The organism is Roseibium sp. HPY-6 (genome assembly GCF_040530035.1).
Classification (GTDB): Bacteria; Pseudomonadota; Alphaproteobacteria; order Rhizobiales; family Stappiaceae; genus Roseibium.
The window spans coordinates 695,116-707,968 of sequence record NZ_JBEWCD010000002.1 but is presented as its reverse complement, the minus strand read 5'-3'; the positions used below and the strand labels follow the sequence as shown (position 1 = coordinate 707,968).

Annotated in this window: 13 protein-coding genes; 10 read left to right on the top strand and 3 right to left on the bottom strand. The window is 59.5% G+C overall.

Annotated features, from left to right (window positions below):
- The first annotated feature begins 63 nt into the window (after positions 1–63).
- The 10 genes from ABVF61_RS14670 to ABVF61_RS14625 all read left to right on the top strand — a co-directional run bounded on the left by ABVF61_RS14670 (position 64) and on the right by ABVF61_RS14625 (position 8,965).
- Positions 64–306 (top strand): DUF6732 family protein, encoded by a 243-nt coding sequence (locus ABVF61_RS14670; RefSeq protein WP_353994290.1) that lies wholly within the window; start codon positions 64–66, stop codon positions 304–306.
- A complete protein-coding gene (locus ABVF61_RS14665) occupies positions 303–1,415 on the top strand; it encodes a sirohydrochlorin chelatase (RefSeq protein WP_353994289.1) in 1,113 nt (370 codons plus the stop codon). Before ABVF61_RS14670 ends, ABVF61_RS14665 begins: the two co-directional genes overlap by 4 nt.
- 7 nt (positions 1,416–1,422) lie before the next feature.
- Positions 1,423–2,079 (top strand): precorrin-8X methylmutase, encoded by a 657-nt coding sequence (locus ABVF61_RS14660; protein WP_353994288.1) that lies wholly within the window; start codon positions 1,423–1,425, stop codon positions 2,077–2,079.
- A gap of 1 nt (position 2,080) precedes the next feature.
- On the top strand, positions 2,081–2,323 hold the full coding sequence (locus ABVF61_RS14655; RefSeq protein WP_353994287.1) for a hypothetical protein: 243 nt from the start codon (positions 2,081–2,083) through the stop codon (positions 2,321–2,323).
- Positions 2,320–3,519 (top strand): precorrin-6y C5,15-methyltransferase (decarboxylating) subunit CbiE, encoded by a 1,200-nt coding sequence (gene cbiE, locus ABVF61_RS14650; protein WP_353994286.1) that lies wholly within the window; start codon positions 2,320–2,322, stop codon positions 3,517–3,519. Before ABVF61_RS14655 ends, cbiE begins: the two co-directional genes overlap by 4 nt.
- A complete protein-coding gene (cobI, locus tag ABVF61_RS14645; protein WP_353994285.1) occupies positions 3,516–4,241 on the top strand; it encodes a precorrin-2 C(20)-methyltransferase in 726 nt (241 codons plus the stop codon). The genes cbiE and cobI overlap by 4 nt, the downstream gene beginning before the upstream one ends.
- Complete coding sequence (cobJ, locus tag ABVF61_RS14640) at positions 4,211–6,082, top strand: precorrin-3B C(17)-methyltransferase (protein ID WP_353994284.1); 1,872 nt, start codon at positions 4,211–4,213, stop codon at positions 6,080–6,082. Before cobI ends, cobJ begins: the two co-directional genes overlap by 31 nt.
- Entirely contained in the window at positions 6,079–6,855 is a 777-nt protein-coding gene (cobM, locus tag ABVF61_RS14635) for a precorrin-4 C(11)-methyltransferase (protein ID WP_353994283.1), read from the top strand. The genes cobJ and cobM overlap by 4 nt, the downstream gene beginning before the upstream one ends.
- 89 nt (positions 6,856–6,944) lie before the next feature.
- Positions 6,945–8,303 (top strand): MFS transporter, encoded by a 1,359-nt coding sequence (locus ABVF61_RS14630; RefSeq protein ID WP_353994282.1) that lies wholly within the window; start codon positions 6,945–6,947, stop codon positions 8,301–8,303.
- A 29-nt stretch (positions 8,304–8,332) separates the two neighbouring features.
- Complete coding sequence (locus tag ABVF61_RS14625) at positions 8,333–8,965, top strand: class I SAM-dependent DNA methyltransferase (RefSeq protein WP_353994281.1); 633 nt, start codon at positions 8,333–8,335, stop codon at positions 8,963–8,965.
- Here the strand turns inward: ABVF61_RS14625 and bchE are convergent.
- The 3 genes from bchE to cobA all read right to left on the bottom strand — a co-directional run bounded on the left by bchE (position 8,938) and on the right by cobA (position 12,798).
- The gene (gene bchE, locus ABVF61_RS14620) at positions 8,938–10,503 is read right to left on the bottom strand and encodes a magnesium-protoporphyrin IX monomethyl ester anaerobic oxidative cyclase (protein ID WP_353994280.1); all 1,566 of its coding nucleotides are present in this window, start codon (positions 10,501–10,503) and stop codon (positions 8,938–8,940) included. The two genes, ABVF61_RS14625 and bchE, sit on opposite strands and share 28 nt — an antisense overlap.
- 116 nt (positions 10,504–10,619) lie before the next feature.
- On the bottom strand, positions 10,620–11,942 hold the full coding sequence (locus ABVF61_RS14615) for a cobyrinic acid a,c-diamide synthase CobB (protein ID WP_353994279.1): 1,323 nt from the start codon (positions 11,940–11,942) through the stop codon (positions 10,620–10,622).
- Positions 11,932–12,798, bottom strand: a complete 867-nt coding sequence (gene cobA / locus ABVF61_RS14610) for a uroporphyrinogen-III C-methyltransferase (RefSeq protein ID WP_353994278.1) — start codon at positions 12,796–12,798, stop codon at positions 11,932–11,934. Before cobA ends, ABVF61_RS14615 begins: the two co-directional genes overlap by 11 nt.
- Positions 12,799–12,853 lie beyond the last annotated feature (55 nt).

Below are 12,853 nucleotides of genomic sequence, written 5' to 3'. Positions count from 1 at the left end.
TTCATCTCCCATACCCGCCGCCATTCATCAGCCTGTCCGGGCGCCTGTCATTGGGAGAGAAACATGATCCGCCGGCTTTCGCTTACCCTTGGTGTTGCGTGCCTCGCACCGACAACCGCCTTTGCCCATGCCGGTCATCTGGGCGAACTAGCCGGCCACGCCCACTGGATCGGTGTTGCCGCTCTTGCCGGAGCCGCTCTCGTTGCTGGCGTGGTTGCGCTGAAGGACAGAAAGAAGAAGGACGCCGATGGCGCTCCGGAAACGGAAAGCCAGGACGATGAGACTGCCGGAGAGGCTGCCCAATGAGTGAGAAACTCGGTCTGATGATCTGCGGCCATGGCAGCCGCAACAAGGGCGCTGTCAAACAATTTGCTCAGCTGGCCAAAGGCCTGACGGCACGGTTTCCGGACTGGCCGGTCGAATACGGATATCTTGAGTTTGCCAATCCGGTCATTCATGACGGCCTGAACAAGCTGCGCGAAAAGGGCTGTACGCACGTGCTGGCAGTCCCCGGAATGCTGTTCGCCGCCGGCCATGCCAAGAATGACATTCCATCGGTCCTGAACACTTATCAGGCCATGCATCCGGAGATGAAAATCTCCTACGGGCGCGAGCTGGCCGTCGATACACGGATGGTGAAGGCAGCCGCCGCGCGTATTCAAACGGCGATTGACGAGGCCGAGAGTGACGTCCCGCTGCACGAGACATTGCTGATGGTGGTCGGCCGGGGCGCTTCCGATCCCGACGCCAATTCGAATGTCACCAAGATCACGCGACTTCTTTGGGAAGGCTTCGGTTTCGGATGGGCCGAGACCTGCTACTCCGGCGTCACCTTTCCGTTGGTCGGCCCAGGCCTGGAGCACGCCGCCAGGCTTGGCTACAAGCGCGTCATCGTCTTCCCTTATTTCCTTTTCACCGGCGTATTGGTGCAGCGGATCTACAACACGACAGACGAGGTCGCGGCCAATCACCCGGATATTGAGTTCCTGAAGGCCGGATACCTCAACGATCATCCCCAGGTGATCGATACGATGGCCGACCGGGTCCAGGAAATTCTTCAGGGTGCCAACCTGATGAACTGCCAGATGTGCAAGTACCGCGAACAGGTGCTCGGGTTCGAAGCCGAAGTCGGGCTCGCGCAGGAAAGCCACCACCATCATGTGGAAGGGCTGGGTGAGGAGGCCGAGTGCCAGCTGTGCGACGAAATCTGCACCGGCGCTTGCGAGAAACAGGTGCGGGCGGCGGGACATCACCACCACCATCACGATCACGATCACGATCACGGGCATTCTCATTCGCACGGGCATGGGCATGGGCATAGTCATGATCATGACCACGGGCATGACCATCATCATCACCCCTATCCGCATGCCGATCATCCGCATGGTCCGAAGTCGCTGAACCGAGACGGATAAGACGCAGGTGACACGGCCTTCCACACCGTCTTACAGTTATGAAAAGGATCCGGCTGAAATCTACCGGCAGTCCTTTTCGACCGTGCGCGCGGAAGCTGATCTTACGCACCTGCCGGAAGACCTGCGGCCGGTCGCAATTCGTCTCATCCATGCCTGCGGCATGACGGACCTGCCTCAAGATCTGGCCTGGTCCGGCAATGCAAGCGAAGCGGCCAGGACTGCGTTCGCAAATCGCGCCCCGATCCTGTGCGATGTGGAGATGGTCGTTCACGGCATCATTCGTTCGCGCCTGCCGTCGGGATGCGATGTCATCTGTACCCTGAATGATGCTGGTGTCCCGGATCTTTCCAAACGTCTGAAGACAACGCGATCCGCAGCGGCAGTCGACTTGTGGCACGACCGTCTCAAGGGGGCGATCGTCGCAGTTGGAAACGCTCCGACGACACTTTTCCGTCTACTGGAAACCATCGCAAACGGCGGTCCAAGGCCCGCACTTGTGCTTGGGTTTCCGGTCGGATTCGTTGGAGCTGCCGAATCCAAGGATGCTCTGATCTCGAACCCGTTCGATCTTCCGTTTCTTGCCCTTAAGGGACGCAGAGGCGGTTCGGCGATGGCTGCAGCGGCTGTAAATGCACTTGCCGCTGGCCTGCCGGAGGAAGCGTGACATGACGGATTATGAAGATCGCAAGAAACTGAGGTCGCATGGTGCGGGCAAACCCCTGCGTTCACGCGGGTTCTTGTCTCATCCCGGTGCTCCAGTTTCTGATGCTGACAGTGAAGGGGTTTCCAAAGACGGCCCGGCACAAAAATCCCGTGGCATGCGGCAGATCTCCTTGCAAAGCGATGGAAAGCCAAAGGACCTGTCTTCGAAAGCTACCGTCAAACCGTATCGGCTGGAGGAAGAATGAAATCTCCCTGGATGACGCTGATCGGTATTGGCGAAGATGGCGGTCTTGCATCAGGAGGCCGGGACGCACTCGCGAATGCGGACGTGGTCTATGGCGGCCAGCGGCATCTGGCTCTGGCCGGCGAAATCCGGGCTGAAAAGCGGACATGGCCGTCACCCTTTGACACAGTCTTCGACGAACTGGCGCAGTTGAAAGACCGGCGCGTCGCGGTCATCGCCACCGGCGACCCGATGTGGTTCGGCATGGGATCGTCGCTCGCAAGGCGCTTCAATGACGCCGACATGACCGTTCTTCCGGCACTGTCTGCCTTTCAGCTCGCCGCGAGCCGTATGGGCTGGCCGGTCCAGGATTGCGAGTGCCTGTCGGTCCACGGCCGTCCGGTCGATTTGCTTCGGTGCGCGCTCTATCCAGGCGCACGGCTCCTGGTTCTGACAAGCGGAGCGCAGACACCGCGCATGGTGGCGGATCTTCTGGCCGATGAAGGGTTCGGGCGAACCAGAATGACCGCGCTTGAACATCTTGGCGGCGAAAAAGAGCGCGCCGTGAGCGGGACGGCGGAAAACTGGTCGGCCGACGTGGCGGCGTTCCATACGCTGGCACTGGAAGTCGTCGCAGATCCTGCAACCCGCTTTCGCTCCCGCGTACCGGGCCTGTCTGACGATGCCTTCCGGCACGACGGCAAAATGACCAAACAGGACATACGCGCGATAACACTTGCTGAGTTGAAACCCTATCCGGGCGCTCTCCTTTGGGACATCGGTACCGGATGCGGGTCTGTCGCCATCGAATGGTTACGTTCTGCCGACAGGACACAGGCAATCGGGCTTGAACCGGTGGCAGATCGCCGCAAGATGGCAGCAGAAAACGCTGTCGCCCTCGGCGTTCCGCACCTGGAATTGCGCGATGCGACTGCGCCGGAGGGTCTAGAGGACTTGCCGGTACCCGATGCCATCTTCATTGGTGGCGGATTGACGACACCTGGCGTTGTCGACAAGGCGTTGGCAGCACTTGCCTCAGGTGGCCGGCTTGTCGCCAATGCCGTGACGCTTGAGAGTGAGGCCATCTTGCTTGCCAGTTATCAGCAACACGGGGGCAGTTTGAAAAAACTCTCGGTGCACCGTGCCAGCGCCGTCGGCGGGCTTACAGGTTGGCGTCCGCTCATGCCTGTCACGCAGTGGAGCCTGACAAAATCATGACCGGCAAGCTCTATGGCATCGGTCTCGGCCCCGGCGATCCGGAGCTGATGACCCTGAAAGCGCACCGGCTGATTTACTCGGCGAAGGTTGTTGCATACCCGGCTCCCGATAGCGGCGAGAGTTTCGCCCGCTCTATCGCGTCGGGGATCATTCCAGCAGAAGCACGAGAAATTCCGATCATCGTTCCCATGCGGGTCGAAAGATTTCCGGCAAAAGAGATTTACGACAAGGCAGCCGAAGAGATTGCTGCAGTGCTGTCCTCCGGCGAAGACGTGGTGACCCTGTGTGAAGGTGATCCCTTCTTCTACGGCTCGTTCATGTATCTCTTTGAGCGTTTGTCCGAGCATTTCTCGATTGAGATCGTGCCCGGTGTCACGTCGCTTACGGCCTGTGCCGCACAGTTGCAACGGCCGCTGACGTCCAGAAACGATGTCCTGACCGTCATTCCCGGGCCCCTTCCCGATGCTGAAATCGAACGCAAGGTCGCAAACGCGCAAGCCGTTGCAATCATGAAAGTCGGGCGGCATTTGGCGCGTCTCAAGGCCTTGCTGGCACGCATGGGTCTGCTCGACAAAGCCGGATATGTGGAGCGCGCCAGCCTGGCTGAGCAAAAAGTTCACAGACTTGTTGACCTTGACGCGGATGCAGCGCCCTACTTTTCCATGATCCTTATCTACAAGGGAGACGAAGCGTGGACGCTTCCCCCATCCTTTTCGTCCTGAACCAGGCCGGCCTCGACACGGCGGAAGATGTCGCCAAACGTTTTTCGACCGCGCGTATCCACGGCCTGGCAGGGCGCGTGCCGACGGCGGACACGCAATTCAACGAAACCATCGAGCACCTGCAGCTGCTCTTCAAGGCCGGGCATCCGATCGTCGGCTTTTGCGCTAGCGGCATCCTGATCCGCGCACTCGCGCCGATCCTTGAAGACAAGCGCACAGAACCCCCGGTCATCGCCGTGTCCGAGGACGGCTCAAGCATCGTACCGCTCCTGGGTGGGCATCGCGGCGCAAATGAACTTGCCAGAATTCTGGCGAAGTCCCTGCGTGGCCACGCCGCGATCACCACGGCGGGAGATACGAAACTCGGGTTAGCGCTGGATGTACCGCCCAAGGGCTGGCATCTGGCCAATCCGGAAGATGCAAAGCCCGTCATGGCGGAGCTCCTGTCCGGCGCAACGGTCAAGATCGAGGGACACGCTGAGTGGCTTGCGCAGGCGAACCTTAATCAATCCGACGATGCCGCCATATCACTCACCGCGACCGAAAAACCCGTTGAGGGCGGGCCGACCAGGCTTGTCTATCATCCCAGAAAATACGCAGTCGGTGTCGGTTGCGCCCGCTACTGCGAGCCGCGCGAGCTGATTGATCTCGTTGAAACCCAGCTCTCCGAAGCGGGAATTGCCAAAGGCGCCGTTGCCTGCGTCGCAACGATCGACCTGAAGGCAGACGAAACAGCCGTTGGCGAGCTTGCGGCTCATCTCGGCGTTCCACTTCGCGTTTACTCCGCCGTTGAACTGCAACGCGAGACGCCAAGGCTCAAGAACCCTTCGAATGTTGTCTTCAAGGAGGTCGGTTGTCACGGCGTCTCGGAAGGCGCGTCGTTGGCCGCGTCGGGGTCGTTCGGATCGCTTGTTGTCGAGAAACAGAAAACCGAGAACGCGACCTGTGCCATCGCGCGCGCGCCGCAGCCGATCGACCCGGAAAACGTTGGCCGAGCCCGCGGGCACCTGTCGGTGATCGGTATCGGCCCGGGCAAGGATGACTGGCGTACGCCCGAGGCAACCAAGCTTTTGTCCGAAGCGAGCGACGTTGTCGGTTACTCGCTTTATCTCGACATCGTCGAACAGCACATCACCGGCAAAAAGCATCACAACTTTCCTCTCGGCGCAGAGGAAGACCGCGTGCGGTTTGCGCTTGAAGAAGCCGGCAAGGGCAAGAATGTCGCCCTGATTTCATCCGGCGACGCCGGGATCTACGCGATGGGTGCGCTGGTCTATGAACTGCTTCACCGGAACGAGGAATTCGGCGGCGTATCAGATGCGGCAAAGCGCGTCAGCGTCACCAACGCACCGGGCATTTCAGCGCTGCAGGCGTGCTCCGCACGGATCGGCGCGCCGCTCGGACATGACTTTTGCGCAATTTCACTCTCCGACCTGCTGACACCCTGGGAAGCGATCGAAGCAAGGCTGAAGGCCGCAGCCGAGGGCGACTTTGTCATCGCCTTTTACAATCCCGTTTCAAAGCGCCGCCGCACACAACTGGCCGCTGCGCGTGACATCCTCCTGGAGCACAGACCGCCGACAACACCGGTTGTTCTGGGCGTGAACCTCGGACGGCCGGAAGAAACCCTGCGGGTAACAACGCTCGAAGCGCTGACGGTCGATGAGGTCGACATGCTAACGACCGTCCTCGTGGGGTCTTCAAACACGCGCGCGATCATGAAGGGCGACGGCAGCATTTTTGTCTATACGCCGCGTGGCTATGCCAAACGCATCGATGCGCCGAAGCCCACCAATACTGAAGAATTACCTGAACCCGAAGAGGCTGACGAAAATCAATGACCGTTCATTTCATTGGTGCAGGGCCCGGCGATCCCGACCTGATCACAGTTCGTGGATTGCGGCTGATCCAGTCCTCTCCCGTTTGCCTTTATGCCGGGTCCCTTGTGCCGGAACAGATTGTCGCCGCCGCACCGGAAGGCGCGCGCGTTATCGATACGGCGCCCATGACGCTTGATGACATCATCGCCGAGATACAGGACGCCCACGACAAGGGTCTGAATGTCGCGCGGGTTCATTCGGGCGACCCGTCGATCTACGGCGCAACGGCGGAACAGATGCGCCGGCTGGAAGCGCTCGGGATCGACTATGACGTCACGCCAGGCGTGCCGGCGTTCGCAGCTGCAGCCGCTGCGCTCAAAACTGAGCTGACGATCCCCGAGGTGGCCCAGACAGTCATCGTAACCCGCACGGCCATGCAGTCATCCGCAATGCCGAACAACGAGGATCTCGACACGCTTGGCAAGAGCGGCGCGACGCTCGCCATTCACCTTTCGATCCGGAACCTGCGCGAAATCGAGCGTCAGCTCGCCCCTCACTACGGTTCGGATTGCCCGGTCATCGTCGCCTACCGCGTCGGCTGGCCGGACGAGACCTTTATCCACGGCACGCTTTCGACCATCGCCAAAAAGGTGCGCGCCTCCAAGATCACCCGGACCGCACTGATCTTCGTCGGTCACGCTCTCAAGCCGGGGGAAGACTTCCGCGATAGCGCGCTCTACGACGCGGACCACGTTCACGTCCTGCGGCCCAAGAAGAAATCGAAGGCCTCCTGAACCTCTGCTTGTGTCTGGCACAGTTCTGAGCTTACCCTTTCGCCGGTGGCGGAGTGCTGATCCTTCGCCTGCCGGTCGAGGGGTGCGTCATGGCTGTGATTACGGAAGACAATCGCAAGTGGTGGCTGCTGGTTGCCGTGAGCTGCGTACTCGGACTGGTGCTCCTTGACGAGACGGTCGTCGGGGTCGCTCTTCCAACCATCGAGGATGAGCTCGGTCTCAGCGTCAACCAGTCCCATTGGGTGGTGAATTCCTATCTGCTGGTCTTTGCCTGCTTTGTCGCTGTTGGCGGTAAACTGGGCGACCAGTTCGGCATGCTGCCGATGTTCCTGATAGGTCTTCTGGTTTTCGGCCTGTGTTCGGTCATCGGCGGCTTTTCACCATCCGGAGACGTTCTGATCGCGGCGCGCGCAATACAGGGTATCGGCGCTGCAATCATCTTCCCGCTCTTCGTCGCGATGACAACGATGACGTTTGCGAAAGAGCAACGCGGATTTGCACTTGGGATCGGCGGTGCCATTGGAACAATCTTCCTGTCGCTTGGCCCGCTTGTTGGAGGTCTCTTGACCGATCTCCTGTCGTGGCGCTGGATCTTCTGGATCAACCCTCCGATCGTGGTCGTGATCGGTCTGATCGCATTTCTGACGTGGCGCGATGTCGACCGGCCCAAGGCGCCTCCGATTGACTGGACCGGTCTCGCCCTGATCGCGTCCGGCATGTTCTGCACCATTTTTTCCCTGATGCAGTCGGAAGTCTGGGGATGGGCGTCTCCGCTCGTTTACGGCCTCTTTGCGGCAGGGATTGTGCTGCTGCTGGTGTTCGTCTGGTACGAGTTGCGCGTCGCCGCACCGTTGATCGAAGTCGACCTTTTCGTCAATCCAGCTTTCCTTGCGTCCAACCTGACCATCTTCATGGCGCAGTATACCAAGATGCCGATCTTCATCTTCGCGGCCATGTACGCCCAGGAAGTGCTTGGACTGTCACCGCTTGGCGCCGGTCTGCTGGTCATGCTCGCAGCCATTACACAGCCCTTTATCGCCCCCTATTGCGGCAAGCTCACCGACAGCCATGAGCCGGGTCTTCTGGTAACGGGCGGCATGGTCGGTCTTGGCATTGCCATGGCGCTGATGGCGATCACGGCACCACTCGATACCACGTGGCTGTTCGCTATCGGGATTATCATTACAGGCCTCGCGATGCCCTTTGTCTTCGTTCCCACGCAAACTGCCATCATGGCCTCGCTTCCCGAACACAAACACGGTCAGGGCGGCGGCATTTCCATGACGTCGCAAATGATCGGAGGCACTGTCGGGCTTGCGGTTTCCGGTACGCTGTTCGCCTTTCACAAGGATTACGCACTTGTCTTTGCTACGACGGCTGTTCTTCTGTTTGTCCTTGCCGTCGTCTGCTTCATTTTGTTCCGCAAATCGGTTACGCAATCGGCCTGAGATGCGAACCCTATCCGAGCGAGGCAATCATGATCGAGACCGAATACGTGATCCTGAAGGAAGCCTATTCGCTTGGAACCGATGTTCAGGCGATCAAGGATTTCTACACAGAGTGGGCAGACACCTACGACACCGATCTCCTTCTTGCAATCGGCTATGCAGGCGCGGAAATTGCCGCAGAAGCGCTGTGCAAACATGTCTCCGATACGGCGCTGATCCTGGATGCCGGATGCGGAACCGGTCTCGTCGGCATCGAGCTGATCAAGCGGAAATTTGACCTCACGATCGACGGCATCGACCTCACGCCGGTCATGCTTGAGCATTCGCGGAAAAAAGGTGCCTACAGAAAGCTGAATGAAGCAGACCTGTTCGAGCCCTTGAGGGAGCATGAAGACGATGTTTATGAAGGCATCGTCTGTGTGGGTGTCTTCTCAAAGGGCCATGTGGGTCCACACGGTCTTGATGAGCTTGTCCGCATTGCCAAGCCGGGTGCACCTATCGTTCTGACGGTGCTCGAAGATGCGTTTGAGGATGGCGGCTTCAAGGAAAAGATCGAACAGCTGGAAGCCGAAGGCTTGGCCAAACTGCTCGACGTCACCTTGAGCCCCTACTATCCCAAGCAGGAAATCTCATGTCAGCTGGTGGTGCTGGAAGTGGCCTGAAGCAACGACGCAGGTGCGGCGGACGTCTTTGACACTTCGTTTTGCACCGCGCCGACCGTCATGGAATTCTCGCTTTCAAGACTGTCGCCCCAGAACTCGGCAACCGTCGGGCCGTTCTTGATCCTCTTATCGCGGAACAGAAAGCCGAACACCTCGTGAAACCACACGCGTTTGCCCATCTGATAGTACCATTTCTGGGCATGCCGCAGCTTGGCGTTCGGAAGGGTCAGTAGCCGCAGTAGGGCTTTCGGCCGGGACTGGACGATGAACTCGATCACCTTGACCCACAAGAAAACACGCCATGGCGGCACGTGCCGCGTTGCCAGGACCTGGTGTTTGTAATCCCATTTGCGCTGGTCGAGCTGAATAACCTTCCTGTGGCTGATATCGCGAAAGAGCGGCGTCCAGCGATGGGGCGTCACATAGAGCGATTGGATCTGATCCGGATCATATGAGAGCAGAAGACGCAGCACGCGCCAGTAATCGCGGTCCCGTTCTTCTTCGAACCCGACCACCCAGGTTGCCATCGACAGCATGCCGTGCTGGCGCATCAGCTGGATTGCCTGGCGGTCGATACTCGTCGAACCGCCTTTCCTGACCTTTTTGAGAATGTCTTCGTCGGTGTGTTCCATGCCCATCAGGAAACGTTCCACCCCGGCCTGCCGGTAAAGATGAAGATGGTCGCGATCGCGCACAATGTCGTCCGCCCGTGTCGATCCGACCAGCGTCACGTCGATGTCTTCGGCGATGATTGCTTCCAGAAACCGCTTCCACATCTTCTTTGACGACGTTGGATTTTCGTCGGCAAAGTTGAACACCTCGACCCCGTGAACGCGGTGAAGCCAGGCGATTTCGGCGGCGAATTTTTCCGGATTGCGATGCCGCCACTTTGTCCAGAAGCCACGTTGACCGCAATAGGTGCATGGGTGTGGACAGCCGCGGGAGAACTGCACCACGACAGCGCGTTTGCGCCCCCAGTAGGAGTAGTTCTTGAAGTCGATCAGCTCCCAGGCAATGCGATAGGCATCCAGATCCCGGATTACCGGTTGCGGTGATGTTGAAACAATCTTTCCCTGCCGTCTGAAGGCCAGGCCGTTCACGCGTTCGAGCGGCGTTCCGACAGTCATAGCGTGGACGAGTTGCCTGCAGGTTTCTTCGCCTTCACCGCGCACGATGACGTCAAACTGCGGCGCGTCGCGCAAGACCTCACGCCAGTGATAGGTTGGGAAAACACCGCCGTAAATGATCCGGATCTCAGGTTTCGTATCCCTGACCAGTCTTGCGATTTCAGCCGCGGTCGGATGCGCCGAGGTCGAGCCCGAGTGGCCGATCAGAAGCAGGTCGCAATCGGATGCGATGACCGACGTTGAAATCTCGAGCGGCGTCATCGGCCCGAACTCGCCATCCAGCAGGTCCACCCGGTGGCCGTCGTCGATCAGAGGTCCCGCAATGGACAAAAGACCCAAGGGCGGCAGATGATCGTCCGGGATGCGGCTGCCGATCGCCGTGTGCGGCGGGTTCACAATCAGGATATGCATGGGGCTCTCTCTGCTGCCGTTTTCACGCAGCAAGAAAGCACCGGGTAGCTTGCAGAATGTGAGGAGGCGTTGTGCGGAATTGCCTCAAATGTGCGGCTTGAGCAGGATCACACTGTTTACGCCTGAACGGCAATCACATGGGCGAACGAGCCCATGACGTTTCCAGCCCGCAATCCCATGTCCGGCAGCATGTTCGCTTCTGCATCGGTTACCGAAAAGAGACGCTCCGCGTTTCCTTCGAAAAGAATAGACGCGTAGTGAAACTCATGCGCCGACAGGGACGATGTCCAGGGCAAGGCGCCGAGTGCGTTGATGCTGCGATATCCGAGATGGCGCTTGCGGTCCTGGAACGACGTTTCCAATGGCAAAAGTCCCAGCATCTCGTGCGCTGTTCCTTTACCATCAACGAGACCCTTGCCCAGAACCATATAGCCACCGCATTCGCCGTAGATCAGCGCGCCTGACGCAGCCGCCTGACGCATGCCGGCCTTGAAATTTTCGGCTGCCGCCAGACTGGTCGCATGAAGTTCGGGATACCCGCCGGGCAAAAAAACGGCGTCGGCGTCCGTGACGGGGCTTTCATCGGCAAGAGGGGAAAAGAAACTGATTTCAGCTCCCTGTTTTTGCCAGAAATCCAGCAGATGCGGATACGAAAAGGCGAAAGCGACGTCCCGCGCAACGGCAATACGTTGACCCAAGGGTGCTGGAAGTCTGGCGGAGTGGACACCTGCCGGTGCCAGCGCAGCTGCCGCAGCTTCGATGGTAGTGAGATCAACGTTTTCCCGGCAGATTTCCGACGCCCGCGCCAGAAACAGCTCCAGGTCGGCATGCTCGCCTGCCTGCACAAGGCCAAGATGTCTTTCCGGCAGACTGAGATCGCCGGATCGCGGGATCGAGCCGAAAATCGCAACGTTCTGGGTGCTTAGCACCGTGCGCAGCATCTTCTCGTGCCGCGCGCTGCCTACACGGTTCAGGATTACTCCAGCAATGCAAATGTCTTGCCTGTAAGTCCGGAAGCCGTGCACAAGCGCTGCGACGGACTGCGCCTGCTTTGCGCAATCAACAACGAGAACAACCGGAAGGCCAAGGGTGGCAGCAAGATCGGCGGCGGAGCCGCGCCCGCTCGCTGCGCCGTCAAAGAGACCCATCGCGCCCTCGATGAGCAAGAGCTCGCGCTCGGCAAGTTGCCCCCCAGCCATCGACCGCAGGGTTCCAGCGTCCATCGCCCAGGCATCGAGATTTATGCAAGTCTTTCCGCTGGCTGCTTCATGAAACTTCGGATCGATATAATCGGGGCCAGATTTTGCCGAAACGACAGAGCGGCCGGTGTCCCGGAAGGCTCTCAGCATCGCGAGCGTGAGTGTCGTTTTACCGGCGCCTGACGACGGCGCGGCAATCAGTATGCCGCCTGCACCGGAGCTGCTATTTCTATCCGGCATCTGCCGTGCGGCTTTCGGCGCGAAGACCCAACGGGTCGGACGTCAGCACCTTGCCGGACATCGCCCCCAGCCAATCGAGACCATTGCGCAGTCGCACGACTTCACCAACGCACACAATCGCCGGCGGCTGGACCCCCGCCGCCTTGGCATCGGCCGCGCAGCACCCAAGCGTCGTCTCGAGAACTTCTTGCCCGGCTAAGGAAGCGTTGCACACGATGCCCACAGGCTCGTCCACCGACCGTCCACCGCTTATGAGTTTGCCGGCTATCGTCTCAAGGTGTTTCATGGCCATGTACATGACGATGACAGGCGACCCCTTTGCGATGCCGTCCCAATTGATTGCGTCCGGCGCCAATCCGGTCTGATCGTGGCCGGTCAGGAACGTGACGGCCTGGTTGCAGTCGCGATGTGTTGCAGGGATACCCGCATAAGCAAGCCCGCCTATCCCGGCCGTGACGCCCGGGATGATGCGAAACGGAACGCGTGCCTCCACAAGACCAAGGGCTTCTTCACCGCCGCGGCCAAAGACAAACGGATCGCCTCCCTTCAGACGCAAGACACGTTTTCCTGCGCGGGCGTAGTCGATGAGTTTCAGCGTGATGTCCCGCTGTTTCGGGCTGGGCTTTCCGCCGCGTTTGCCCGCATAGTCTGTAATTGCGCCCGGTTTGACCCAGTCCAGAATGCTCTTGTCGACAAGCGCGTCATAGACCACCACATCCGCCTGGCGCAGGCCGTTGACCGCATGAAGTGTCAACAGGCCGGGATCGCCCGGGCCCGCACCGGCCAGCCACACCCAGCCTGCCTCGAAACCGGGCAGGCCTTGCGGGAAAGTATCTTTATGTTCAGCGCCTTTCATGAGTCCTGTTTATCCGGCAATCACAAGAACGCCAAGCGCTTCCGCGATGGAAAAC

Bases quoted from the DNA above. Each gene is read 5' to 3' on its own strand.
- ABVF61_RS14670 (WP_353994290.1), top strand. From the start codon at position 64: ATGATCCGCCGGCTTTCGCTTACCCTTGGTGTTGCGTGCCTCGCACCG.
- ABVF61_RS14665 (WP_353994289.1), top strand. From the start codon at position 303: ATGAGTGAGAAACTCGGTCTGATGATCTGCGGCCATGGCAGCCGCAAC.
- ABVF61_RS14655 (WP_353994287.1), top strand. From the start codon at position 2,081: ATGACGGATTATGAAGATCGCAAGAAACTGAGGTCGCATGGTGCGGGC.
- cbiE (WP_353994286.1), top strand. From the start codon at position 2,320: ATGAAATCTCCCTGGATGACGCTGATCGGTATTGGCGAAGATGGCGGT.
- cobI (WP_353994285.1), top strand. From the start codon at position 3,516: ATGACCGGCAAGCTCTATGGCATCGGTCTCGGCCCCGGCGATCCGGAG.
- cobM (WP_353994283.1), top strand. From the start codon at position 6,079: ATGACCGTTCATTTCATTGGTGCAGGGCCCGGCGATCCCGACCTGATC.
- ABVF61_RS14630 (WP_353994282.1), top strand. From the start codon at position 6,945: ATGGCTGTGATTACGGAAGACAATCGCAAGTGGTGGCTGCTGGTTGCC.
- ABVF61_RS14625 (WP_353994281.1), top strand. From the start codon at position 8,333: ATGATCGAGACCGAATACGTGATCCTGAAGGAAGCCTATTCGCTTGGA.
- bchE (WP_353994280.1), bottom strand. From the start codon at position 10,503: ATGCATATCCTGATTGTGAACCCGCCGCACACGGCGATCGGCAGCCGC.
- ABVF61_RS14615 (WP_353994279.1), bottom strand. From the start codon at position 11,942: ATGCCGGATAGAAATAGCAGCTCCGGTGCAGGCGGCATACTGATTGCC.
- cobA (WP_353994278.1), bottom strand. From the start codon at position 12,798: ATGAAAGGCGCTGAACATAAAGATACTTTCCCGCAAGGCCTGCCCGGT.